General features: G+C 55.0%; 23 protein-coding genes and 1 pseudogene. 14 read left to right on the forward strand and 10 right to left on the reverse strand.

Features of this window, described 5'->3' with window-relative positions; genetic code table 11:
* Positions 1-5: 5 nt before the first annotated feature.
* From pfkA to PVA01S_RS06440, 4 genes are all read right to left on the reverse strand, one after another.
* Positions 6-971 carry a 6-phosphofructokinase gene (gene pfkA, locus PVA01S_RS06425; RefSeq protein ID WP_127606139.1) on the reverse strand — a complete coding sequence of 322 codons (966 nt, stop codon included), beginning with the start codon at positions 969-971 and terminating at the stop codon, positions 6-8.
* 98 nt (positions 972-1,069) lie between these two features.
* Positions 1,070-2,146, reverse strand: a complete 1,077-nt coding sequence (locus PVA01S_RS06430; protein WP_127606141.1) for a tetraprenyl-beta-curcumene synthase family protein — start codon at positions 2,144-2,146, stop codon at positions 1,070-1,072.
* Complete coding sequence (locus tag PVA01S_RS06435; protein WP_127606143.1) at positions 2,133-2,738, reverse strand: hypothetical protein; 606 nt, start codon at positions 2,736-2,738, stop codon at positions 2,133-2,135. Before PVA01S_RS06435 ends, PVA01S_RS06430 begins: the two co-directional genes overlap by 14 nt.
* Positions 2,739-2,794: 56 nt before the next feature.
* Positions 2,795-3,112, reverse strand: coding sequence for a hypothetical protein (locus tag PVA01S_RS06440; protein WP_054796814.1), 318 nt, complete (start codon positions 3,110-3,112; stop codon positions 2,795-2,797).
* Between the two features lie 173 nt (positions 3,113-3,285).
* Here PVA01S_RS06440 and PVA01S_RS06445 point away from each other — a divergent pair, with 173 nt between their 5' ends.
* The 6 genes from PVA01S_RS06445 (at position 3,286) to PVA01S_RS06470 (ending at position 9,975) form a co-directional block, all read left to right on the forward strand.
* Entirely contained in the window at positions 3,286-4,659 is a 1,374-nt protein-coding gene (locus PVA01S_RS06445; protein ID WP_054799235.1) for a hypothetical protein, read from the forward strand.
* Positions 4,656-5,843: an MFS transporter gene (locus tag PVA01S_RS06450; RefSeq protein WP_244932916.1), complete on the forward strand. Its 1,188-nt coding sequence runs from the start codon at positions 4,656-4,658 to the stop codon at positions 5,841-5,843. Before PVA01S_RS06445 ends, PVA01S_RS06450 begins: the two co-directional genes overlap by 4 nt.
* Positions 5,844-6,019: 176 nt before the next feature.
* Positions 6,020-6,712: an ABC transporter ATP-binding protein gene (locus PVA01S_RS06455; protein WP_127606145.1), complete on the forward strand. Its 693-nt coding sequence runs from the start codon at positions 6,020-6,022 to the stop codon at positions 6,710-6,712.
* Positions 6,709-8,082, forward strand: coding sequence for an ABC transporter permease (locus tag PVA01S_RS06460; protein ID WP_127606147.1), 1,374 nt, complete (start codon positions 6,709-6,711; stop codon positions 8,080-8,082). The genes PVA01S_RS06455 and PVA01S_RS06460 overlap by 4 nt, the downstream gene beginning before the upstream one ends.
* A 24-nt stretch (positions 8,083-8,106) precedes the next feature.
* On the forward strand, positions 8,107-9,189 hold the full coding sequence (locus PVA01S_RS06465) for an efflux RND transporter periplasmic adaptor subunit (protein WP_127606149.1): 1,083 nt from the start codon (positions 8,107-8,109) through the stop codon (positions 9,187-9,189).
* A 117-nt stretch (positions 9,190-9,306) separates the two neighbouring features.
* A complete protein-coding gene (locus PVA01S_RS06470; protein WP_054796812.1) occupies positions 9,307-9,975 on the forward strand; it encodes a nitroreductase family protein in 669 nt (222 codons plus the stop codon).
* Between the two features lie 138 nt (positions 9,976-10,113).
* Here the strand turns inward: PVA01S_RS06470 and PVA01S_RS06475 are convergent, their stop codons facing one another.
* The 3 genes from PVA01S_RS06475 to PVA01S_RS06485 form a co-directional block, all read right to left on the reverse strand.
* On the reverse strand, positions 10,114-10,350 hold the full coding sequence (locus tag PVA01S_RS06475; protein WP_127606151.1) for a YebC/PmpR family DNA-binding transcriptional regulator: 237 nt from the start codon (positions 10,348-10,350) through the stop codon (positions 10,114-10,116).
* Positions 10,351-10,590: 240 nt separating this feature from the next.
* A complete protein-coding gene (locus PVA01S_RS06480) occupies positions 10,591-10,788 on the reverse strand; it encodes a cold shock domain-containing protein (RefSeq protein WP_054796811.1) in 198 nt (65 codons plus the stop codon).
* A gap of 86 nt (positions 10,789-10,874) precedes the next feature.
* Entirely contained in the window at positions 10,875-11,585 is a 711-nt protein-coding gene (locus tag PVA01S_RS06485) for a class I SAM-dependent methyltransferase (protein WP_127606153.1), read from the reverse strand.
* 230 nt (positions 11,586-11,815) lie between these two features.
* Here PVA01S_RS06485 and PVA01S_RS06490 point away from each other — a divergent pair, with 230 nt between their 5' ends.
* From PVA01S_RS06490 to PVA01S_RS06520, 7 genes and pseudogenes are all read left to right on the forward strand, one after another.
* Positions 11,816-12,049 (forward strand): hypothetical protein, encoded by a 234-nt coding sequence (locus PVA01S_RS06490; RefSeq protein ID WP_127606155.1) that lies wholly within the window; start codon positions 11,816-11,818, stop codon positions 12,047-12,049.
* Positions 12,050-12,331: 282 nt separating this feature from the next.
* Positions 12,332-12,985, forward strand: a pseudogene (locus tag PVA01S_RS06495) (TerC family protein); the annotation flags it as partial.
* A gap of 271 nt (positions 12,986-13,256) precedes the next feature.
* Positions 13,257-13,439 (forward strand): hypothetical protein, encoded by a 183-nt coding sequence (locus tag PVA01S_RS06500; RefSeq protein ID WP_054796846.1) that lies wholly within the window; start codon positions 13,257-13,259, stop codon positions 13,437-13,439.
* A gap of 241 nt (positions 13,440-13,680) precedes the next feature.
* A complete protein-coding gene (pepF, locus tag PVA01S_RS06505) occupies positions 13,681-15,471 on the forward strand; it encodes an oligoendopeptidase F (protein WP_127606159.1) in 1,791 nt (596 codons plus the stop codon).
* Between the two features lie 114 nt (positions 15,472-15,585).
* Entirely contained in the window at positions 15,586-15,918 is a 333-nt protein-coding gene (locus PVA01S_RS06510) for a LapA family protein (RefSeq protein ID WP_127606319.1), read from the forward strand.
* Between the two features lie 139 nt (positions 15,919-16,057).
* Positions 16,058-17,743 (forward strand): sensor domain-containing diguanylate cyclase, encoded by a 1,686-nt coding sequence (locus PVA01S_RS06515; protein ID WP_127606161.1) that lies wholly within the window; start codon positions 16,058-16,060, stop codon positions 17,741-17,743.
* 130 nt (positions 17,744-17,873) lie between these two features.
* On the forward strand, positions 17,874-20,393 hold the full coding sequence (locus tag PVA01S_RS06520; RefSeq protein WP_244932918.1) for a beta-propeller domain-containing protein: 2,520 nt from the start codon (positions 17,874-17,876) through the stop codon (positions 20,391-20,393).
* Between the two features lie 195 nt (positions 20,394-20,588).
* Here PVA01S_RS06520 and PVA01S_RS06525 read toward each other — a convergent pair whose 3' ends face one another.
* On the reverse strand, positions 20,589-21,425 hold the full coding sequence (locus PVA01S_RS06525) for a DUF92 domain-containing protein (RefSeq protein WP_127606323.1): 837 nt from the start codon (positions 21,423-21,425) through the stop codon (positions 20,589-20,591).
* 157 nt (positions 21,426-21,582) lie between these two features.
* Between PVA01S_RS06525 and PVA01S_RS06530 the strand changes: the two genes are divergently transcribed.
* On the forward strand, positions 21,583-22,803 hold the full coding sequence (locus PVA01S_RS06530) for an HD domain-containing phosphohydrolase (RefSeq protein ID WP_244932919.1): 1,221 nt from the start codon (positions 21,583-21,585) through the stop codon (positions 22,801-22,803).
* A gap of 59 nt (positions 22,804-22,862) precedes the next feature.
* Here PVA01S_RS06530 and PVA01S_RS06535 read toward each other — a convergent pair whose 3' ends face one another.
* Together PVA01S_RS06535 and PVA01S_RS06540 are read right to left on the reverse strand one after the other, a co-directional pair.
* A complete protein-coding gene (locus PVA01S_RS06535) occupies positions 22,863-23,498 on the reverse strand; it encodes a fumarylacetoacetate hydrolase family protein (protein ID WP_127606163.1) in 636 nt (211 codons plus the stop codon).
* 44 nt (positions 23,499-23,542) lie between these two features.
* Positions 23,543-24,925 (reverse strand): CapA family protein, encoded by a 1,383-nt coding sequence (locus PVA01S_RS06540; RefSeq protein WP_127606165.1) that lies wholly within the window; start codon positions 24,923-24,925, stop codon positions 23,543-23,545.
* Positions 24,926-25,220 lie beyond the last annotated feature (295 nt).

Below are 25,220 nucleotides of genomic sequence, written 5' to 3' on the forward strand. Positions count from 1 at the left end.
CGCTATTATTGCGATAAACGTTTCGTCAGCTCATACAAATCCATATCAAATTCTTTCTTCGTGTGCACCACTTTATCGATATCGGTCAGCGTCAGCTGGCCCTTAATCACGCCGCATGCTTTGCCGGATTCGCCCTGGATTAAGCTCCGCACGGCGAAATCGCCGAGGCTGCTTGCCAGAATCCGGTCGTTATGCGTAGGCGCGCCGCCGCGTTGAATGTGCCCGAGCACCGTAACGCGTGGTTCTATGCCGTTGCGCTTCGTAATTTCCTGGGCAATGACCTCGCCCTTACAGACACCCTCTGCGACGATGACGATACTATGACGTTTGCCTTGTGCGAAATTTTCGGCCATCCGGTTCGAAATTTCGTCCAGGTCAAACGGCACTTCCGGTACGAGAATCGTCTCCGCCCCGCTGGCCAGTCCCGCGTACAGCGCGATATCGCCGCAGTGGCGGCCCATGACTTCCACGACCGACGAACGCTCGTGAGAGCTCATCGTATCGCGCAGCTTGTTGATGGCGTCAACGACGATGCTGACCGCTGTGTCAAAGCCGATCGTGAAATCGGTGAACGGAATATCGTTGTCGATCGTACCCGGAAGACCCATCGTTTTGATTCCAAGCTTGCTCAGCTTGTTCGCCCCTTGGTACGATCCGTCTCCGCCGATCACGACGAGACCGTCAATCCCCCGCTTACGCAAGTTGTCTGCACCGAGCTGCTGCCCTTCCGGCGTCATAAACTCCTTACAGCGGGCGGTTTGCAGAATCGTTCCGCCCCGTTGAATGATATCGCCGACGCTCCGCAAATCCATTTCCCGGATATCGTCATTAATAAGTCCGGCATATCCCCGCTGTACGGCAAACACTTCCAGGCCGTGAAACAGCCCGCTACGTACGACGGCGCGAACCGCCGCGTTCATTCCCTGCGAGTCGCCGCCGCTCGTGAGAACGGCAATTTTTTTTACTGTCATGATGGTTTCCTCCTTGTCGCTGCCCTTATTATCTCTATAAATATAAAACATTGGCATCTTAGGTTGGTCTTACATCGCTGTGGCGCTGTCCGCTCCCGCTACGTGGTCCTGCGAATCCAGACGCTGTTCACGAGGAAGAACAGCCGCATCCACGGGCTGCCTTTCATCAAACGGCGGGAGATACGCTTAACCTCCTGCTGCTTGCTGACCTTCGGATCGGACAAATATAACGCCAGCAGCCCCTCGATAATCATCCGGTGGAAAGCCGGATGCTCCAGCAGCTGCGAATGGCGCTTCGCCTCCTCGACGATCACGGCGATTCGTTCGACCGTGGCATCCATGTTCGCATAGTAGCTGCAAAAATTTAAATCACCGCCGGACAAATCTTCTTCTTGATCGATCAAATAATCGAGTAAAATGTGAAGCCCGCAGACGTACGGAAAGTACGCCTCATGAATGCGCTGTACCGTGTCCGCCTGCAAGCGCGATTCCGAAGCCGCCAGAAACAGCATAAACACCCCGAGCGTCGAACCCGTCGCCGCGGCAAATTCGTTCCATTGAATGGCCGGGAAGCGGCTCTTGTGACGTTCCCACCAGGTGAGCAGCGCCTCCTCGCGCAGCTCTCTGCGGATGTGCTTGTACACCTGCAAATCGCAATACAGCCCGACCAGTTCGCGAACCGAGGCAGCCACGAGCGGATAAGCCGGCAGTAAGCGGAGTGAGGCTTGACACGTTTTGACCAAATCGTTCAAATAATCCCCGTCTTCGCGCTCCGTCCGGAATTCGTAATATTCGTGGAGCGGCTCGGACGGATCGACGGCGTCCAGCATCGATTGATGCAGCCGGCGGAAATCGTCCGGGTCAAGCGAAGTGCTGCGGTCGCACAAATTATCCAAGTAGTCGCTGATCGTTTGGAAAGCGACGATGAGCGGAATCAGCACATGACGCATCGCGGGATGAGCCGCCGCATAGACTGCGCCTCCGATACAGTGAAATTCCTTCGCCGTCATGCTGTCGATGGCCTGCTTCCGCAGCTCGGGATCGGGTATCGTTTCGGCTCGATCGCGCCAATAACCCAGCTGTTCACGTACGCCCGGCAGGACGTAGCGGTACACCCTCGAGACTAAACGAAAAGGCCCGTTCGGAACGGCCGCTTTGGAGCTACCGGGGTTCAAACAAATCCCCTCCTCCGCCGCTTAACGCGTAGCAGTGCTGCAGCAGCGCCCGCATCTCTTCCCATTGAAGCTCGATCAGCAATTGTTCCACGCGTTCATTTCTCGTGCGCGTCACCTGCATTTCGATAAGCCGGTTGAAGCCTGCCGGCTCGAAGCGCCCGTCCGCCGACCATTGTTCGAAAGCGGCCCGAAAGGAGGGATTTCCGATATCATCCCACACGAACGCAGCAAGCCGCTCCCGGATCCGATCGGACCACTCCTGATGAGCGGGATGACCGCCGGCCATCCGAAACCAGTAGTCTGCATTCGGGTAATCCCCCTCCATCCGATGCATGATGGCGTGCCAGTAGCTGCCTTCAGGCGTATGGATGTCTTGCGAAAGGTTGTGCGAATGATCCAGGCTTTCATTAAATAGATGCAGCCCAGCCTTCACGGCAAGCGCGAAGCTGCGGCGTTCGCCTTCGAATCCGTCCGTGGACAGCTTGGAGATTTTCAAATCCGCCAAGTCGTCCAGTTCCTCCGTCGGGTACAAGGAAGGCCGATGGCTCGTCAGCTGCGCTGCGATCCGGCCGAGGCTTTCTGTCCAACTCACGTTACGCGAACCTCCCGGGGTTAATGGCGTCTATCGTCTTGAATTCGTCTCTACATTTAATGATGCGCCGCACGGGCATCCATATCTTGATTGACACGGAACCATAAATGAAGCTCATTGATCGTGCTCGCAAGTTCTGCGATTTCGCTGTTCAGCCTGCAGGAGGTTGCAAAGTCGTCTTCCACATTCAACTGGTCCTGCTTCACGATAATGATCCGTTCGATTTGTTTGACCCGGTCGGGAATCGTTCCGCGGATCTCTTCCCAGCGCAGCAGCAGCTCGGCTTGCTCCCGTTTCGAGTAATCCTCGAAGTCTTTCTTCAGCTGAGGCAGCGGAATGCCGAGCCGTTCGTCCCATACAAAAACATCGGTCATGCGAGGTGCACCACCTTGTAAGCTTTTAAACCCGGACCTGCAAGAGGCACTCACAGTTTATTCTATTAATGTATCAGAAACAAGACCTTCGTTCCAGTAGGGAACGAAATTTTTCTCCTCCATTTTCAGGGTTCGTGGTATAATGTGGGGACTGTGTGAAAAGAGGGGCTGCTATGAATGAATCCGAGCACCAACGCGTAACGTTCAGCCAGCTGTTAGCCTTCTTCCTGCCGCTCGGCATATCGGCGAGCCTGGTTACCATCTCCCATGTCATTATTAACAGCACGCTGGCGCGATCGGCCAATCCGGAAATCATCATCGCCAGCTACGCCCTGCCGATGAGCATTCTCGGCATCACCGAGAAACCGGCCGTACTGCTCCGGCAAACATGCTCTACCCTGGTTCGCGACCGCATCTCCTTCCGGGCGATGTCCGTTGTGAGCCTCTATGTGCTCGGCACTATTCTCGCGCTCGGGGCCATCCTAAGCTATACCCCGGCAGGTCCGTGGGTGTTCGCCCGCCTGTTCGGAGCGGACCCGACGTTGATTGAACCGATGATGGATGTATTTCGCATCCTTATGTTCGTCAGCATTTTCTCGGGGCTGCGCTGCTTGTTTCACGGCGTCATCATTTTCAATATGCGTACCAAGTGGCTGACAATCGGCATGCTGATCCGGCTTATCGGCATGTACCTCGTCTCGCTTTATTTCATCCGCACCGGCGTAACAAGCGGCAAAGTCGGCGCCATCATCTTCCTTGTCGGCATGGTGATCGAGGCTGCCGTCAGCATATGGGAGGGCCGGTCGCTGCTGAAGCGCCACATTCCGGAAAAGAAGCCCGACCATCCGATTGAAAAGCCGTCGCAAATATTCAGATTTTTCAAGCCGCTGCTCTATTCGTCCGTCATTGCAGTCGTGTCGGTGCCAGCCATTAATGCATTTCTGGGCAAAACAAGCGATATTCAGTTAGCGATCGCCGCATTTGCCATCGCCGCCAGCGTGACGAACCTGGTGACCAGTTTCTTCTCCTACACGCATCAGATCGTCTTGAACTTTTACCGCAAAGATGCGCGGAAAGTGCTGCGCTTCGCCTTGATGCTGTCGTTAATTCCGACGCTGCTGCTCTCCCTGCTTTCCTACACGGACATCGGACCCTGGTTCATGGAGCAGGTGATGGGCGTGAACGAGCGGCTGATGCACGCTTCTCTGTCAACGCTTCGCGTATTTACGCTGTTGACGCTGGTTTTTCCATGGCTCGATTACGGCAACGGGCTGTTAATGCTGAGCGGCCAAACGAAAACGATGGTATGGTCACAAGCTGCAAACGTGTGCATAACCCTGTTAACCTTAGTCGTTTGCGTGTTCATGACGCCAGGCTGGAACGGGATGATCGGAGCGCTGGCGCAATCGCTGGGACTCGCGGCCGAAGCGGCCGTCGTCTGGCAGGTCCTGCGTGCAGCGGCCCGCGATCGGACGGTTCCGGGAAGCATCGGACCGAACACACGGACAGCGGACAAAATTAACACAGAATCGAGTGGACGCTCATGACTGCGGAATCGCCCATGAGGCGCAATGATCTGGTCTTACGAAGCTTTACGTTTTCCTTTTTTATGATGATCGCCATCATCACTTCGTATTTCCCGCTTTACTTTCAATACAGAGGATACACCACCATACAAATCGGTCTGCTGTACTCCGTCGGGCCGCTGGTCGGCATCGTCGCCAACCTGTTCTGGAGCATGATGAGCGACAAGTACCGGACGATCCGCAAGGTGCTCATCCTGATCGTCATCGGCCAGCTCGCGATCTCCCTGCTCGTGTTCCGGACGGATGCCTTCGCGTTAACGATTGCCCTGATGGCTGTCTTCTTTTTCTTCCAGCAGCCGATGATGTCGCTGAACGACAGCTTGATTCTGTTAACGGTCAGCGGAACCCGCAAAAGCTATGCCTCCTACCGGGTATGGGGCTCGATCGGGTTCGCCGCTGCGGCGCTCGGCTTCGGACAGCTGTTGAAATATTACGGTGCAACCTTAACGCCGGTGCTGACGGTCGGGGTGCTGATCATTTCGCTGCTGCTGGCCTTCCTGTTGAAGGACGCACGCGACCCGCAAATCAAGAAGCCCGACTTCTCGGGCTTCTTCCCGATAGTCGCATCGCGGCCGTTCCTGGCCTTCCTGGTGACGCTGCTCATAGTAGCTACCGCGCACAGGCTCAATGACGGCTTCCTGGTCTTATACATGCAGGAGCTCGGAGCGAGCCCTTCCCTCATCGGCTGGTCGTGGGTGGCTTCCGCCCTCAGCGAAGTACCCGCTTTTTTCTTGCTTAGCAAATACGGTCACAAATATAAAGAGCTGCCGCTGCTGGCGGTTTGCAGCCTCGTGTACGGCATCCGCTTTCTGATGATGAGCTGGATCGACAACCCTCTCTGGGTCATCGTAACGCAATTGATGCATTCGGTGTCATTCGGCATCTTCCTGTTCACGGCGATCCGGTACATCCAGATGGTCATTCCCGATCAATACCGGGCAAGCGGACAAGCCGTGTTCGCCGTCATCTGGTCGGGGGTCGCCGGGCTGCTTAGCGGTACGATCGGCGGCTGGATCTTTAACGACTTCAGCCCGCAGACGATGTATGCCTTCGGATCGGGACTCGCGTTCGTAGCGATGATTTGCTTTCTCGTCCTTCACGCCCGGAGCACCGGTGCGAACGGCGCCCGCGATTTTCAAGCCTGACTATGCAGGATTCGCCGCCCCTTCGTTCGTCTAATAAGTCGAGCGAACCCGGGCGGCTTTTTGGCGCGGCGAAACTCACTTCTTAAAGATTTCTTAAGAACCGGTACAACGTGCAACGTTCTGGAAAGATCATCCGTCATACTCAGAGGTAGAACTATAAGTAACGGAGGGGTTATGTGCTTGCGGTCAATCAGTTGTCTCACAGCTTCAAGAACGGCGTAGAAGCTACGCCGGTGCTCCATGAAATCGATTTCCACATCGCCAAAGGCGAAATGGTCGCGCTGCTCGGCAGTTCGGGCTCGGGCAAGTCGACGCTGCTCAATCTCATGGCGGGCCTGATGAAACCGACAACCGGCAGCATCCTCATCGACGGCAGCCCGATCGAGAAAATGAGCGAAAATCAGCTCGCCGAATTTCGGCGTTCGCATATCGGTTTTATTTTTCAATCGTACGAACTGATTCCTCATTTGACGGTACGGGAAAATGTCGAGCTGCCGCTCGTATTTCAAGCTGTGAAACCAAAGGAGCACCGGGACAAAGCGGTGTCGCTGCTGACGAAGGTCGGACTCGGCGAGAAAACGGAAATGTTCCCGTCCCAGCTGTCCGGCGGCCAGCAGCAGCGGGTAAGCATCGCGCGTTCCCTGGTGACCGAGCCAGCCATCGTGTTTGCCGACGAGCCCACCGGGAACCTGGATACGAAAACCGAGAAGGAGATCATCGACCTGCTGATCGAGCTGAACGGAACGCTGGGCATTACGTTCGTCATTGTCACGCACGAGCTCGAGGTGGCCCGCCGCGCCCAGCGGGTCATTCAACTGCGGGACGGACGCCTCGTCGAAGACGGCGCATGGGCGGGTGAAACCGGATGAAGCTGACCGACTACATCAAGCTCGGCTGGGATCAGCTCAAGCGCCGGATCGTCGTCACCGCTTTATGCGCGATGGGAATCGCCATCGGCTCGGCTTCGATCATTGTCGCCCTCTCGTTCGGCGAATCGATCAACCAGTTCAGCAAGGCGCGGATGTACGATTTTCTGAAATCGGACGAAATTTCCGTCCGCTCTGGCAGCGGACCGGAAACCGGGGCGCCGGACGGCGATCCGAACGCGTCCAAGCCCTACGAGCTGACCCAGAGCAAAATCGATCTGATTCGCAGCTTCCCGCATATGAAGGCGCTGTCGACCTATCGGACGTTACACGGGTTTCAATTGGAGCTCGATAACAAGAAGGGGTACTTGAACGAAATTTACGCAACCGAGCTGGACACGCTTGACGATTTCGGCATTGAGCTCCAGCAAGGCGGCCCGTCCGACCTCGAGAATACGATCATCCTCAGCTACGGGGCGACGATGGGACTGCAGGACGAACAAGTGTCGAGAACACGAAACTACGAGAACGAACGCGAAGCGATGCAAGCCTGGCGCGAACAGCGGACGCTCGCCTATCCCATGTACCAGAAGCTGATTACGCTTGTGCCGCAAGGCTTCGGAGCGAGCAGCGGGGAGAGCGTCTCCATTCCTGTACGTGTCGCAGGCATTCTGAAGAAGCCTGAGGGCATGTCGGACGACATCGTCTCGAATCAGAAGATCGCCTATGTCTCACCCGCGCTCGGCAAACGATTGTCCGAGGCGCAGGCGTTAATGAACGGTGGTCAAGAAAGGCCGAACAGCGGCGGACAACCCGCGACAACAGCCGATTACGACGAAGTGAAAGTAAAAGTGACCGACAGCTCCCGCGTCAAAGAAGTGGAGGAGCTGTTGAAGAAGCTCAAGCTTGATGTGCAGACGAACCTGTACCGGGAAGAGCGGATACAGTCCGAGCTTATGATCGTACGAATCGTGTTTGGCGGGGCCGGCTTGTTTATCCTGTTCGTCGCCTCGATTTCGATCGTCGTCGCAATGACGATGTCAACCTACCAGCGGCGCAGACAAATCGGCATCATGAAAGTGCTCGGGGCGAATCTGAGGCAAATCCGCAACATGTTCATGGTCGAATCCGCGTTGCTCGGACTGCTTGGCGGGCTGGTCGGCATTCTGCTCTCGTATTGGGTCGTCTGGGCGATCAATATCGTCATCATGCGTTTTTCAGGCGGATCCGGCAGCGAAGAGATTTTGTTCATCAGTCTGTGGATTTTGCCGCTCGGCTTGTTCTTCGCCATTATGACTGGTGTGCTGTCCGGCATTTATCCGGCTGTCAAGGCATCCCGCACCGATGCGTTAACTGCGATCAAACGGGATTAATCACGTTATAGGAGTCATGCTGCCATGAAAAAGAAAAAATGGATCATCGCCATCGCCACCGTGCTTGTCCTCGGGGTGACAGGTTTATTGTTCTGGCAAAGCCGACCGGCCGACAAATCGAAGCAGACGGCGATGCAAACGACGAATGCGCTTAAATTCAAAGTGACCCGCGAAGATTTGGCCAGCAGCGTCGAGGTCAAAGGCAAATCATCGTATCAGCAGGAAACGTACATCAATGCCCCCTTCGCCGCCGATGTCAAATCGTGGAATGTGAAGGAAGGCCAACAGGTGAAAAAGGGCGACCTGCTCTTCCAGCTCGTCGATACGGACCTGCGCAATGAAATCGCCGAGCTTCAGGCGTCCGCCCGCAAGCAGGAGCTCGATATCCGTTTGGGTGAATTTCAAGCGACGATAGGAAGCGGCGACGCTTCGACGGGCATTTCCGAAGCCGACGCCAAGCAGCGCTTCGCGCAGAACGAAAGCCGCAAAATCCAAGAGGAAATCAACCGGTTAAATCTGGAGCATGGACGAACGCAGTTAACCGAGAAGATCGAGAAGCTTAAGTCTTCGCAGTTTACCGCGCCGGAAGACGGCATTTTCTTATTCGATAGCACGAAGGAACCGAAGTCCGTGAAAGAAAGCGAGCGGATCGGCAAAATCGTCGATCTGTCGAAGCTCCAGCTCATCTGTATGGTCGGCGAGTTCGATCTGTTCCGGCTTAGCGAAGGATTGCCCGTAGAGGTGCGCGTCGACGCCTTGAAGGGGCTGAAGCTGCAGGGCAAAGTCGAACGGCTGTCCAAATTCGCCAAAAGCGCCTCGGACGCGTCCGGGAGTGCCGCTCAGTTCGAGGTCGTCATTTCGCTCGAACCGAACGAGCGGCTTATCGCGGGTCTGAGCTTGACCGCCTCCATTCAAACCGATAAGAAAACCGGCGTATTGGTCATCCCGACCTTGTCCGTACAGCGGGAGAAAGACGAATATTATGTGATGATGGAAACGGCACAAGGCGAACTCGAGCGCAGAACCGTCAAAATCGGCGTGGAAACGCCGGAGAAAACGGAAATTGTCAGCGGCCTTCAGGAAGGCGACACCGTCGTCATTCCGTAAAAAGGCTGAACGGCGGTTGTTATTTCTTTAGTCTCCCGGTATAATGAGTGTAGCTTTTAGCACCAAGTACTAAATTTGTGGTGCTTGTCTGTTAAACACGAAAGAGGATGATGAAAGATGACTGAAGCGACCCGTGTGCTTGCCTATGAAGATTTCAAGGAAATTTTGTTAGACCGTCGAAGCGTCCGCAAATACTCGGACGAACCGGTTTCCGTTGAAGATATTAAGGAGCTGATCGATTGCGCGCGGTATGCTCCAAGCGATACGAACTCGCAAACGTGGGAATTCATTGCCGTCACGAACCGCAACAAAATCAAGGAGATCGAAGCTATCACATGGGAAGAGCTGCACAAGCGCGCCTCCGAGGCGGAGCAGCGCGGCCTGTCTAAGGAAGCCCGGCTGCTGACCAAGTCGTTCGGACCTTACGCCACGGCCTTCTCCGACGCTCCCGTGCTCATCGTGTGTCTCGCGACTCCTTACCAATCCAAATTCCGCGAGCGCATCTTCGATCCGGTTCACTTAGTCCCGGACCATGTATGGGACGAAGAAGGCATCAAGAGCAGCTGCCTCGCTTCGCAAAACCTGATGCTTGCGGCTCACGCCCGCGGGCTGGCCACTTGTCCGATGACCGGTCCAGTGCTGCTCGCGCAAGACAGGCTCCGCACGTACCTGGACATCCGGCCCGAATGTCAAATCAATATGGTTATCGCGCTCGGCCATCCGCTGGAGCGTCCGGCCCGGCTGCCCCGCAAGCCGGTGGACGATATTCTCCGTATCGTCGATTAAACGATACGCGCTATTAACGCTGGTGCGCCTCGTTGCGCAGGATCTCCAGAAGTTCAAGGCCCGTCAGCCCATGACAAAAACTCCCCCGCTCATCCTTGGATGTTCGGGGGAGTTTCTATAACGCGATAACGCGAACCTTTAGCCGATCTTGGCCATTTCTTCCTCGTCCATTTCGTAATTCGAATAAACGTCCTGCACATCGTCCAGATCGTCGAACGAGTCCATCATTTTGAGCAGCTTTTCGGCATTTTCGCCTTCTACCTTGATCGTGTTCTGCGGAATCCAGCTGACCGAGGCTTCGGCAAACTGCAGTCCCTGCGCCTCCAGCGCGGTCTTCACCTTCCCGAATTCATGCGGGTGCGTAAACTTGGGCATATCCTAACGCTCCCTATCGCTCAAAATATCACATTTATGTTTACACCAGCTGCCGCGGGTGGGTCAAAGATTTGTCCAGGTATCTATATACAAAAAAACGGTTCCCGGAACCGAAGTTCCAAGAACCGCCTGCAGGCTCTGATTTGTCTCATGATGCATACGGCAGAAGACAACTACCCAACGATATATGTTATAAACCCGACTGTCGCAACAGCCCGGGCATCGTAGTTAGTTTAAATCTTACAGCTTGATAACGTTAGCTGCTTGAGGACCGCGGTTGCCGGAAACGATTTCGAACTCAACCGATTGGCCTTCTTCCAACGTTTTAAAGCCATCGCCTTGAATAGCCGAGAAGTGAACGAATACATCGTCTCCGCCCTCAACTTGGATAAAACCATAGCCTTTTTCTGCGTTAAACCATTTTACTGTACCTTTCAATGAAAACAACCTCCTAGATGTATCGCCATCAAGGGCGAATAATTCAATTATACCACCAGTATGAGGATAAATCAACTTGCTTCCTCTTATTCATACGCCAATCTCAGCAGCTCATTGGAGCCCGGAATGAACGGCAGCGACGACTCCGGCAGCGAGGCTTGAATCCCTTGCCGGCCCAGCGCTTCCGACAGCCGCTCAAGCAGCGGATAACGATCCCACCCCAGCGTAATCACCGGGTAAATCCGTACTTCGCCGCCTCGCCGGCAAACGCGCATCAGCTCTTGAAGCGCCGCGAGATGGAAGTCAAAGTCGAATTGCTCGTGATACAGAAATAAAAAATGGCTGACCAGCACCAGCGAAAACTCGCCGCTTTCGAATGGCAGGCGCGGCAGCTTAGCCGGCACGTAACGGCCGTTCGACCGCTCCGCTTCGTAGTGCGCGGCAAATCGTTCGAGCGACGCCTCGCGATTGGAACGATGGCGATCCACATCGCCGTAATAGCTCCAGTCGAACTGCTCCGGAATTGCCGCCAGCTTCGCTGTGGAAGCTTCAATTTCCCGGACGCCGTTCGCGCGGATCGCTTCCGGCTCCAGCGCATACAGCGGGTCTGCCGCCCGGGCATCGTAACCTCGGCCGCATGCTTCGGCCACGAACGATGAGGCCCCCGCCGCCACGTCCAACACCGCTCCGCTTTGCAGCAGCTCGGGTCTCAAGGCAAACATCCGTACATACTCGTCATAGGATCGGCACGTCATGGCTACGCCGATTTGTTCATACGCTTTCCGTTCTTTGCTCATCTCCAAAGCACTCTCCTCGTCTCGACTCATCTTGATAGCTCTGGGCCTCCACCCGCCCTCCGGCCGATGCTGAAGCTTAGCAGGATATTACCACGGTTTGGAGTGGGACGCAATGCCGATTGTCCCGTATCCCGTACCGCCTTGATTTTCCGCGGCAGTTAAGGTATGATTCGCGAGTAGAGAGACTGGTTGTGTCCTTCATTATTATGTTGAAAAGAGGTTCCCCGCACGTGATTAAAAAACATACGATTTACAAAACCGATAAATGGAATATGCTGACCGTGGAAGTGAACGGCAAACAATTGATTTTACGTGAAATTTCCGACCAATGGGGCGAAGAATGCCATACGTTCCTCAGCCGTCCGGAGATGATGCACTGGGTCGGAGAGCGCTTTTCCAAAGAACGCTTTCAAGGCACGGAAGAAGAGCTTGAGCAAATTTGGGAAGCGTTTCGCCAAGTATAAAAGCCGATTTTGCATTTTCAGGCTTGACTTCTTGCTTGTTTGGCTTCTATAATTAAGATAATTACATAAGGATGTCCTCCAAAGGGGAGTAGCTGTCACAGTAAAGTCGTCAATTCGGGTTCTTGCGAGCCCCGGCTTTATTGGCAACGTCACGTTGTTAGCAAGACCTTTGCCTATTATGGGTAGAGGTCTTTTTTGTTTGAAAAAAGTACCTGAACCAAACCAGGCACAGGATCATTTTTATGTACACAATAATTATAAAAGAAAGAAGGAGTGAGGGACATGGAGTGGTTAACGCCATCATTTTTACTAGCGTTGTTGAACATTATACTCATTGACCTCGTACTGGCAGGCGATAACGCGATCGTCATCGCGCTCGCAGCGCGCAACTTGCCGAAAGACAAGCAGAAGGGCGCCATCCTCTGGGGAACCGTCGGTGCGGTTGTCATTCGAATCGTCGCCACACTCGCCGTCGTCTGGCTGCTGGAGCTGCCTTATTTACTGCTCATCGGGGGACTCGTCCTAATCTGGATCGCTTACAAATTGCTCGTCGACCAGAAGGACCACGCCATTGAGGCTAAGCCAAGACTCGCGGACGCGATTCGCACGATCATCATCGCCGATGCGGCTATGGGCTTCGACAACGTCATCGCAGTTGCCGGCGCCGCACACGGCAGCTTCTCGCTGGTCATCCTCGGACTCATCATAAGCGTACCGATCATGGTATGGGGCAGCACGCTGTTCATTAAGCTCGTCGACCGCTTCCCGATCATCATCTGGCTCGGTTCCGCCGTCCTTGCCTATACGGCAGCCAAGATGCTGACGGAGGATCGCTCCGTAGCCGGATACTTCCATGAAAATCCGGTTGTGAAATGGGCGATTGTCTTCCTGATCATCGTGGGCGTACTAGCCCTTGGCTACTTGAAGAAAAAATCCGGATCGGTCGTCTCGGTCAATGAGCATGGCGCGTTAACGATTCCGGTCGGTTTAGAGAAAGAAGCCGGCATCCAGCCGGACGACAATTTCACGGCAAGCCGGGATAAAGACGGCCGTCTCGTATTGGTGAAATCGCGAAGCTAGAACGGCTCGCTGAACGGAACTCTTGAAAGCCGATCCCTCCAGGGGGTCGGTTTTTTGCCGTCCGTACAAAAAAAGGAAAATAACGCTAGGCGGCGAACATACATTACATAGATAAGAGGTGATTTTTGTGAACAATGCCACGTCGATCGTTACCTTCATCATCCTTTCCTTTTGCTTGGCCTTGATATTAATTATGAAGAAGGATACGCTGCCGTCCGGCGTCAAACGGCCCCTCGCCCTTCTGGCGCTCGTGATGGTCGCGTTCTCGTTCGGGCTGCTGATCTATTCATTCCTTGCGAATCCGGTCTAAGCACCAAGCGATTAGACTTCGGCGTCCGGAATCCCTATACTAATATTTAAGCCCCGCTCCGGTCATACTATCCCGTAAGTTTTCTGACCGACCTCTTCTTCCTATGGAGCGTGAACGAGCGATGCGATGGATTCCATTAGGGCTGTGCGGCGCGCTAAGCGCTTGTTTGCTGATGCCATCGGCGTCAGCGGTCCAGGCGGATCAAACCGCCACACCTAATCATATGACAAGGAGGGCACCCATGAATCAAGTACTGAAACGTAACGAGGTCCCGGACGAGCACCGCTGGAACTTAGAGGATTTAATCAAGGGCCAGGAGGCATGGGATCAAGAGTATCGTCAAGTGAAAGAGCAAGTGAAAGATATTGCGCGTTTTCAGGGCAAATTGAGTGACCCGGCCTCTATTAAGAAGTGCTTCGAGCTGGAAGACAAGATTTCCTTACATATGGAACGGCTGTACGTCTATGCGAACCTGAAGCATCACGAGGACATGACGGACCCTGCGTATCAGGCCTTATCGGATAAATCCAAAAAGCTGAGTGTTGAAGTGAACGAAGCGATGTCGTTCATCTCGCCGGAGATTTTGAGCTTATCCGACGAACAGCTTCAGAAGCTCGTAGCAAGCCCGGAGCTTTCTTTCTATAAGCGCACGCTGGAAGAATTGATTCGCCAGAAGCCGCATGTACTCGGCAAGGACGCAGAGTCGCTGCTGGCGCAAGTCGGCAACCTGGCGCAGGCACCCGGCACGATCTTCGGCATGCTGAACAATGCGGACCTGAAGTTTCCTAAGGTCAAAAATGAGCAAGGCGAAGAAGTCGAGCTGACGCACGGCCGCTACATCCAATTCCTGGAGAGCCCCAACCGTACGGTGCGCAAAGAGGCGTTCGAGGCGATGTATGCGACCTACGCGAAGCAAAAAAATACGATAGCGGCGACGTTGTCGGCCAACGTGACGAAGAACATTTTTTACTCCAGAGCCCGGAAGTATCCTTCTGCGCTCGAGATGTCGCTCTTCGGCGATAAAATCGACAAAAGCGTCTATACCAACCTGATTGACGCCATTCACGAAGCGCTGCCGCTGATGCACCGATACATGGAGCTCCGCCGCAAGCTGATGAAGCTCGATGAGCTGCACATGTACGATTTGTTCGCTCCGCTCGTCGAGGAATATAAGCTGGACATCACGTACGAGGAAGCGAAAGCGACCGTGAAAGAAAGCTTGAAGCCGCTCGGTCAAGACTACTTGAACATTCTTCAAGAGGGCTTCGACAACCGCTGGATCGACATCTACGAGAACGAAGGCAAGCGGAACGGCGCCTACAGCTGGGGAGCCTTCGGCACTCATCCTTACGTGCTGCTGAATCATAAGGACAACCTGAACAGCATGTTTACACTGACGCACGAGATGGGCCATGCGCTTCACTCGTACTTGTCCGATACGAACCAGCCGTATCGCTACGCACAGTATACCATCTTCTTGGCCGAGGTCGCTTCAACGCTGAACGAGGCGCTGCTGATGGATTACTTGCTCAAGAAGTCGACGGATCCGAAGGAAAAGATGTATCTGCTCACCTACTATATGGATCAATTCCGGACGACGGTGTTCCGCCAGACGATGTTCGCCGAATTTGAGAAAATCATTCACGAGAAGGCCGAGCAAGGCGAGTCATTGACGCCGCAGCTGCTGAGCCAGGTGTACTACGATTTGAACGTCTTGTATTACGGCAAAGACATGGTCGTGGATAAAGACATTGAAATGGAATGGGCGCGCATCCCCCATTTCTATAACAGCTTTTACGTTTATAAATATGCAACCGGCTTCTCGGCGGCGACGAGCTTCGCGAAGCAAATTTTGGATGAAGGCGAGCCGGCCGTCGAGCGTTACCTTGGCTTCCTGAAGAGCGGAGGCAGCGACTATTCGATCAATATCCTGAAGCGGGCCGGCGTCGATATGTCCTCGACGGAACCGATTAAACAGGGAATGAGCGTATTTAAAGATTTATTGGAACAAATGGAATCGCTAGCGAAGTAAGTGCTGGCGAGTCAGGCTGAGTTCGGTTCCCCCGGCTCAGCCTTTTTCCGTCAGCCCCTCCCGTTCTCGCCCATTCCGACAAATTTTAATTTCCCGCAGGAGTGTGATCGCATGATGAAAGCCCAGTGGATGCTCATTTTGACGCTTATTTTTGCACTGATTACCGCTATCTTTGCCGTGATCAACGTTGATCCGGTGCGTGTCAATTTCCTCGTCACCCAGGCGGATATTCCGTTAATACTCGTCGTGCTCGGCTCCACCTTGCTCGGCGGACTCATCGCATCGCTGCTCGGCATGCTCCGGCAGTTCAAGCTGAAGCGCACCATTCGTCAGTTGGAGAAGCGGGTCAGCGAGCTGGAGCGCGAACAGGCGGAGTCGGCAGCCGCGCCCGTTCCGGCTTCTCCCGATTCCCAAGGTACAGCCGCTCGCGGTACGGAGAACGTTTAAAAAAAATTAAATTTACATCAAATCTTCCTTAAGTCGTACATAAAGAAGGATTATTCATTGAAGTAAACTGGCTCTTTCCATTAAAATGTATGTAGGAATGGCATGAACGACTACTTCGTGCAGGAAGGGTGCCTACAGCATGAGCGACCCCGGGGTGGAAAGCCAAGAACAACATCTGAATACGCTTGCGTTTCAGCGATCCTTAACAGGCATGGCCTTTCTGTCGGCCGAAGGAACGTTCGTTTCCCTCAACCCTGCCTTCTGCAGCATCATGGGCTATGAACGGGAACAGCTGCTCGGCAAGCACGTCGATAGCATTAGGCACCCTGCAGATATCGAGAGCTTGTATGAGGCGAAGCCGAAGGTCTTGGACGCAATTGGGCTTGAGACGTCCGCCCCATCCGCCGATCCGAAGGAACGGAGATTCGTCGATCGTAACGGGAATACCATTTGGGCCAACGTTGCCGTCTCGGTCCTCCGGACATCCCCCGGGCGGCAGCTGTATTTCATTCAGGTGCAGGCTATCACCGAGCATAAGCCCTTGCAAACGGGAGCCGAACGCTCGCTCGCCCAAATGATCGATATGCTGGAGCATAGCACCGACGGTTTCTTTGCGGTTGATTCCCAAAGCCGCTTTACCTATGTGAACCGTTCCGCAGAAATGTTCTTCGGACGGTCGCGTGCCCACTTGATCGGGTTAAGCTTCACCGATGTGTTTCCGGAAGCAGCGGCACAGGCGATTGCTGAACATTGCAGCCGCATACTGACCGATCATCGGCCAAACCTTCTTGAACTGTATGACGAACCAGGCAACCGATGGATCGAAATCAACGCCTCCCCGCTGGCCGACTCGTTCTCGGTCCTTTTCCGCGATGTCACCGATCGCCGTCAAGCCGAAGCCGCCTTGCGGGAAAGCGAGGAATTGCACCGGATCCTGACGGAGCATTGCAGCGATATCATTTCCAAGCATACGGGCGAAGGGGATATTCTGTACGCCTCGCCTTCGAGCAAGACGCTGCTCGGCTACGAGGCGGAAGAGCTTATCGGCACAAACATCTTTGATTACTTCCATCCGGAGGACCTGCGGCTTATACAGGATGCCGGCGATTACTCGATCATGGCGACCGAGATGAGCTTGCCTCCCTACCGAATGCGTACGAAACAAGGCGAATACCTGTGGTTGGAAACGAATATTCGCAGGGTCAGTACGCCGGAGCCCGGTTCGAAACCGTTCGTCTGGGTGTCTCGCGACATTTCCGCACGCAAAAAAAACGAACAACAGCTCTTGAAAACGAACGAGCTGCTGCAAAAAATATCGTCGATCGACGCGCTCACCGGCCTCGCCAACCGGCGCAGCTTCGATGAAAATTACGCGCGGGAATGGAGACACGGCTTGCGGTTCGCCACCCCGCTTTCCGTTATTTTACTCGACATCGATTATTTTAAACGGTATAACGATAATTACGGCCATCATGAAGGAGACTTATGCCTTCAGCAGGTAGCGGAAGCGCTGCTCCGTGCGGCCAAACGTCCGGGCGATTTCATTGCCCGTTTCGGCGGCGAAGAATTTATTATCGTGCTGCCGATGACCGACGAGTCCGGAGCCGCCTTCGTAGCCGAACAGCTTCGATACGAAATCGAGCGCTTGGGCATTCCGCATACATGCTCGGACGTATCGACGATAGTAACCGCCAGTCTGGGGTTTGCGACGCTTGTGCCGAGCCGGGAGCTGTCGCCGCAGGAGCTGCTCATCAGAGCGGACCGGGCTTTATATCAAGCGAAACAAGAAGGGCGAAACCAGGTAAAGGGGTTTTTGACCGCATAGTTCAAACGCTCCTTCCTTAATGGAAAAACGGGCGTTTTTTTATTGAAACAATTGGCGGGCGCGCTTCGTTAGAAGAGTAATCGGATCGATTTCTTTCTGATCGTAAACCCGTATAAGGAGGGATATTTAGGTGAGCAAGAACCAATCATGGATGGCGAGGCTGTTGGTCATCTCCCTGCTGGCGGGCGCAATTCCCGCAGCAGCGCAAGCGCAAACGGAACAAGGCATCTCTTTAAGCCTGAACGGTGGACCTGTCCGTTTCTCCGTCGAACCGCAGCTTGTCAACAGCACATTAATGGTGCCGCTGCGCGACGTATCGACGACACTTGGGGTAACGGTCGAGTGGGAGCAGGCCGCCAAGACGGCGACAGCGGTTAAAGGCGAGCGATCCATTCAGCTGACCGTCGGCAGCACGACCGCCTACCGCGGCGATACCGCCGTCACGTTGGCCGAAGCCCCGGTAACGGTGCAGGACAAGCTGCTCGTGCCACTGCGTTTCTTCAGCGAGTCGTTCGATTTTAACGTCTACTGGGACGGAGCGAATCGAGCGGTGAGTATCGTGGACGCGGATAAGAGCCTGCCGACCGTCGGATCCGTCGCCAGGCTCCAGGAGCTGCTGAAGGAGTCCGGCTTCGGCACGGATTCGGGCAGCGGGTTCGCCGCCACGGGTGCGGTCGCCGAGAAGGCGATGTCCTCCGCGGCAGCTGCCGCTCCGGCAGCAGCAGCACAAGCCAAGTCTGCGGACGCCGCCGGCGGTGCCGGGTATTCGGGCACGAACGTGCAGGTCGAAGGCGTCGACGAAGCCGACATCATCAAGACGGACGGCCAATACATTTACCAAGTGAACCGCGACCGGGTGATCGTAACGTCGGCGGTTCCCGCCGACAACATGAGCGTCGTCGGTACGGTGTATGTGGACGACCGCAACTTTTATCCGCGCGAGCTGTATGTGGACGACCGGCATTTGGTCGTGATCGGTACGACATTCCATCCGCAGTCTGGCGAACCGGTTCAGCCGGAACCGATGCCGCTGCTCAGGGATAAGCCCGCTGTATCGGCGAACCCTTCCGCAGCGGTCGATTCCGGCTCATCCGCGAGCGTCGAACGGATGCCGGTCGTTGCACCGGCCGGGGGCGAATTGAAGAAGATCGCGGTGCGCCCGAACCCGGGCCGTTCTACGACCAAGACGATCGTATACGATCTCGCCGACCGCAGCAGCTTGAGGCCGGTGCGTGAAACCGAGCTGGAGGGCAACTACATATCTTCGCGTAAAATCGGAGACGCATTGTATGTGATTACCAACAAGTACATGAATTCGTTCCAGCTGATGCGCCCGAACGGGGCTGAAGCAGGCGCCGGTACGGACGCCTCCCTGCCCGCTTACCGGGATTCGAACGCCGGCACAAACTTCCAAACGATCGGGCTGGAAGACGTTCGCTACTTTCCGAAAGCGGTAAAACCGAATTACTTGCTTATTGGCGGCCTCAACCTCGGGGAACCCGGGAAAAACATGCAGGTGACCAGTTACTTGGGCTCCGGGCAGCACGTCTATGCATCCGCTTCGAACCTGTACATCGGAGTGAACGAATATGAGGCGGCGCCGGAGGGCCCGGTTGCTTTAGCTGCACCTGCGGCGGAGCAGGCCGACCGGTCAATGCCGCCAAGCTGGACGCCGCCGGAGACGCAAACCGTCATTTATAAATTCGGTCTGAATCAAGGCACGGTTCATTACGAAGGACGCGGCAAAGTGCCGGGACATCCGTTAAACCAATTCTCGATGGATGAACATAACGGCTTCTTCCGGATCGCCACGACGTCCGGCGCCATGTGGCGCAACGACGAGTTCACCTCCAAGAACAACGTGTACGTCTTGGACGCCTCGATGCAGACGGTCGGCAAGCTGGAAGATTTGGCGCCGGGCGAGCGCATTTACTCGGTTCGTTATGCCGGAGACCGCGCCTACATGGTCACGTTCCGCAACGTAGATCCGCTGTTCGTCATCGACTTGAAGGAGCCGGCAGCGCCTGCCGTATTGGGTAAGCTGAAAATTCCCGGTTACAGCGATTATTTGCATCCTTACGACGAGAACCACTTGATCGGCTTCGGCAAAGAAACGGTCGAGGTGGCCAATAAAGGCGCCGGAGGGCCCGGTGAGGAAACGATGGCCTACTACCAAGGCATGAAGATTGCGATGTTCGATGTGTCTGATGTGAAAAACCCGAAAGAGCTCTTTAAAGAAACGATCGGCGACCGCGGCACCCATTCGGATCTGCTGCACAACCACAAGGCGCTGCTGTTCTCCAGGGAGAAACAACTGATGGCCTTCCCGGTTACCGTCATGGAGGTTCCCAATAACAAGGCGGCCGACCCGACCGCTTATGGCGAATTTGCTTTTCAAGGCGCCTATGTGTACGGAATCGACCTGCATCAGGGCTTCCAGCTTCGGGGCAAAATCACGCATTTGACCGACGACGATCTGAAAAAGTCCGGAAGCGGCTGGTATGACGGCAGCCGAAACGTTGAACGCCTCTTGTACATCGGCGACATCTTGTACTCGGCTTCGCCGGATGCCGTGAAAGCAAACCGGTTATCCGATTTGCAGGAAGTCGGTTCCGTCACACTTCCGCCATGGACGCCGAAACAACCGTAGATTCGAGCAAGTTTCGCTTGGCATCCCCATGAGGCTAGGGTACAATACTTGAAGAGCTGAAATTAGGGCATGGAGGACTTGAACCCATGGTAACTTTTATTATCGTCATCTCTATCATCATAGCGATTGCCATATCGGCTTCCGCCATCTACGTGACGAACAAAGCGTACGCGCGCAAATATTACGACGAGTAGATTACAGCAGAAGGCTTACGGCTGCGGCGACCGCACCTCCGATCAACGAGCTGAGCCCGTTCACCGCATCATTCGTCATCCAAGCCAAACCGCGATATCGAACCGCCGCTGCCTTGCAGTGGCGGTTTTTTTCGATTTCTTTGCCGCATACGGTGCAGCGGTACATGACTTGTACGACGGCCCCGAGCCACGAATCCAGCAGCGAGCCGGTCAACCCGCCGAGCACGCCGATGAGGAGCAGCGGCAGAAGCCCGAACGCAGGTTCGGCCGTACCGATGACGGCTCCGGCGCCGGGTTGAAGCGCGGCGAGCGTCCAGGCGGTCCCGCCGATGAGGAGTCCGCCGGCCGCGGAAGCGCCTAGGCCTAGCGGCGTAATGCCGCCGGACGTGCCGGGAGCGACCCGTCGACCGCTCACGATGGAGCGCGGCTGCGTGCGGCTGAGGCCGCCGATTTCTGTTGCCCACGTATCGGCAGTGACAGTCGCCATAACGCCGACGTAAGCCGCCCACCAGACGGGGTGCGGCCAAAGGGCGTAAGCGAGGCATAACAGCAGCCCCACTCCGCCGTTGGCGAGCACTTGTCCGGCATCGCGACGACCGGATTTGGCATAACCGCTCTCGGCTGCGGCCTTCTTCCGGCTCTTCCACTTGGATAAGACGGACGATGTAATAAAGAACACGATCAGCGTGCCGAACCACGCCAGGCTTCCTGCGGCATACATAAGGGTGCCAAGCAAGACGGCAGCCGCAAAACCGGACCCCGACAGGGATTTTCGCCAATAGGCCGCCCCTGCGACGGCTAAACTTCCGATAAGTCCGATGGTCACGGACTGCAGCATGTGCAGCATGATTCTATCTCTCCTTCTTTATACCTGCAAACCCTGTGCCTGATAGCTTCGATTAACGTTTGCATTCGGCGGCCTTTATGTTTACAGAACTATTGCCATTATAATATGATTTGGTTATATGGAAAAATCGTCCGGGGAGTGAGACGCCGTGCATGAGGATTTCGGAATCGAAAAGGTGCGAGTCAAGCGGGATTTGGATTCGCAAGAGATGCTGCGCGTCATCTTCGACTATGCGGCCAAAATAGCGAATGAGCGGCGGCTCGACAATCTGCTCATGCTGATGGCCGATATGGGCCGGCAAATGGTCGTATCCGACCGTTGTACGGTTTGGATGCTGGACCGCCATAGCAACGAGCTGTATTCCACCGTCGCCCACGGAGTACCGCCTCTGCGCATCCCGAGCACGGCCGGTCTCGTCGGGTATGCGGTGCAATCCGGGAACCCGATCTTCATCGACGACGCCTACACGAATGCGGAATTTAAAGACGTGCTGCAGCACGGCGCTATCGCCACCGATCAGAGAACGGGCTATCGCACGAAGGCTCTCATGGTCATTCCGTTCCGTAATAACGAAGGCGAGATTATGGGCGCCTATCAGGCGGTCAATAAGCTGACGAGAAGCGAGCAGTTCTCACAGCGCGACTTGGAATACTTAACGCTAGCTGCATCGTATGCCGGCAAATCGCTGGAATCCGCACTGCTGACGGCCGAAATCGAAGAAACGCAAAAAGAGATCATCTTCACGATGGGGGAAATCGGCGAAAGCCGTTCGAAGGAAACCGGCAACCATGTCAAGCGGGTCGCCGAGTACTCGTACTTGCTCGCCATCGGCTTAGGCATCAGCCAACAGGAAGCGGAGCTGCTCAAGATCGCCTCCCCGATGCATGACATCGGCAAGGTGGCGATTCCGGACGCCGTGTTGAAAAAACCCGGCAAGCTGACCGATGAAGAATTCGAGATCATGAAGTCGCATACGACGATCGGCTACAACCTGCTGAAAAATTCGAATCGCCATCTGTTACAAACAGCCGCCGTCGTCGCTTACCAGCATCACGAAAAATGGAATGGACGCGGTTATCCATGCGGCTTGCAGGGCGAAGAGATCCACATCTTCGGCCGTATAACCGCCATCGCCGACGTCTTCGACGCGCTGGGCAGCGAACGGGTATATAAGAAGGCTTGGGAACTGGACCGCATTCTGAATTTGTTTAAAGAAGAACGAGGACAGCATTTCGACCCGAAGGTCGTGGACGTGTTCATGGAGCAGCTGCCCCAAATTTTGAAGGTACGCGACGAGCATTCCGACCTTGCGTCTGAGGAAGCAGCGGCTAACGGAAAATTAGCCCGAAACGAGCCAGCCGCCAAGTGACCCGCCAAAATGAAGACCGCCCCTATTCGAATGAACGGGGCGGTCTTATTGTCGTTGAATTACAAAGCCGGAATGCGCGCGTGGAACGAACCGAGCGTCTTCTCGCCCCAAAGAAGCTCGAAGAGATCGCCATCCTGAACGGCTGCAACGCCGGCCGGCGTTCCCGTATAAATCAAATCGCCTTGGCCGAGACCGTAATGCTGCGCGATATAATCAATGATCACCTGCAAGTTGAAAATCATATCGTTCAGGTTGCCGCGCTGCGCTTCTTTCCCGTTGCGAATAAGGCTGAACTCTACCCGCTTTGCCTCCTCGAAACCAGGGAACGCAACGAACGGCGTCACCACCGCAGATCGTAAAAACCCTTTGGCCGGCAGCCATGGGTATCCCTTCTGCTTGACGACATTCTGTACATCGCGCAGTGTAAAATCAATCCCGAGCGCCATCCGGTCGACCAGTTCGTCTACGGTATTACCCGGGGAATAATCGCGCCCGATATGGAGCACGAGCTCCGCTTCATAATGCACCTCGCCCCTGCCTGCAGGCAGCTCGATGGCGCTGCCGTCCATCTGAGTTATGGCATGCGTCGGTTTTGTGAAGATCATCGGCTCGTCGGGAACGCTGTTCCCAAGCTCGGCAGCATGCAGTCCGTAATTGCGTCCTACGCAATAAATGTTGCGAATCGATTGTTTCATCGTTAATTGTTCGCCCTTTCGTTGTCAGAGTCTGGTTTCCATTGTTATTCTGTTTTTTCGGTTTTGCTCGGCTGTTTGGCCGTATTCGCCGGGTTTGTCGTGCTGGACGATGGTTTCGCCGGCTCCTCCGTTTTGGAGGTATCCGCCGATTTCAGCGGTTTCTCCGGCTTCGCCGTATCGACCTGCTTCGGGCTCTCGCCCGTCTTTGAACTGTCTTTGGCCGGCGGCTTGGGCGAAGTCGCAGCAGGCTTGCTGCCGTCATTCGATTTCGTCAAACCGTTCGTCACGCTCTTGTTGATGGGAGGCTTCGGCGTTTCCGTCACGAACTTGTTCACCGGCCCTACCGTGATGACGCCTTTCGTATCGATTCGCGCGTTAACCGAATTTTTCGTCAGCTTCTCGAACAGCTTCTGCGCTTGATCGTCGATCATCCGGATCGGCTGTGCCCACTTGGTCAAGATAGGCACCAAATTTAAATCGCAGCTGCGATCCTTCGCACAGGATGCTTCCAGAATCAAGCTTTCCCACGTATCCGGATTTTCATTGGTCGTGAAGATGAAGTTACCCAGGCTATAAGCGATCCATTTGCCTTTGTACTGCTCAAATCCTTGCAGCACATGCGGGTGGCTGGCCACGATCAGATCGGCGCCGTGATCGATATACTCATGAGCCAAGTCCGTCTGCACCTTGACCGGACGCGGGTTGCGTTCCTCGCCCCAATGGGCGATGACGACGACCAGATCGGCCTCGCTTCGCGCTTTCGTGATCGCATCCAGCGCCAGCTTGCTCGAATAAGTGGCGGCAAGTCCCGGCTTTTGCGCAGTCGCCATCCAGCTGGTATCCGGCAATACGCGGCTGAAGCCGAGAAATGCGACTTTGATTCCTTTATGCTCGATAATCTCGTGCTTATACGCCTCTTGCGCATTGCGTCCTGCTCCGACGCGGCGTAATTGCTGATCGTCCAAATGCCCGAGCGTATCAAGCAGACCGTCTTGCCCATAATCCATCGAGTGATTGTTCGCCAAATTGACCAAATCGACGCCGGCCCGCTTGAGCTCCGGCAGAGCAAGCGGAGATGAGCGGTAGACGTATTCTTTCGTTTGAGCCGTGCCTCTCGTCGTGATCGGCGTCTCCAGGTTGACGATGGTCAAGTCCGCTTTGTCCAGATAAGATTTTACATACTTATACGGGTAATCGTACCCGTTCTTGACGAGCAAATCCTCCACCTTGCTTGCGAACATAACGTCCCCGACGAAGGCTAATTTGACGCGTGCCTTGTCTTCCGAAGCCGGCTGTGCCGTGCTTCCCTGTTCTCCGCCAGGAGCAGCGACGGGTGCGGCTGCCGGCGGTTCCTCGATGCGATTCACCGCCGTCGGCAGAGGCGCCGCTTCGGTCTTAGGACTTGTTTCCGCAGTCGGTGTCTGCATGTCCGGCCGGGCCTCCAGCCACTGGATCAAATAAACGAATGCGCCAAAGACGAAGACGGCCAGCACAACGATTTTCAGCCGGAGCGACTTCCATACTTTCTTCTCTTTCTCCCTCTTATGCTTCTGCGTCCGCGATTGAATGATAACCTACCCCTTTAAAACGAACTGGCTGCCAAATAAGCCCATACGTTCTCGTGCACCCTATTATACCAAAACTCCCTCTCACGGTCATGGGCAATTGTCCCAATATTTTGCTATAATGAAGTTCGAATTTATGTGCTGACGATGGAAAGGA

The sequence above is a fragment of the Paenibacillus validus NBRC 15382 genome, assembly GCF_004000985.1.
In the GTDB taxonomy this organism is placed as follows: Bacteria; Bacillota; Bacilli; order Paenibacillales; family NBRC-103111; genus Paenibacillus_G; species Paenibacillus_G validus.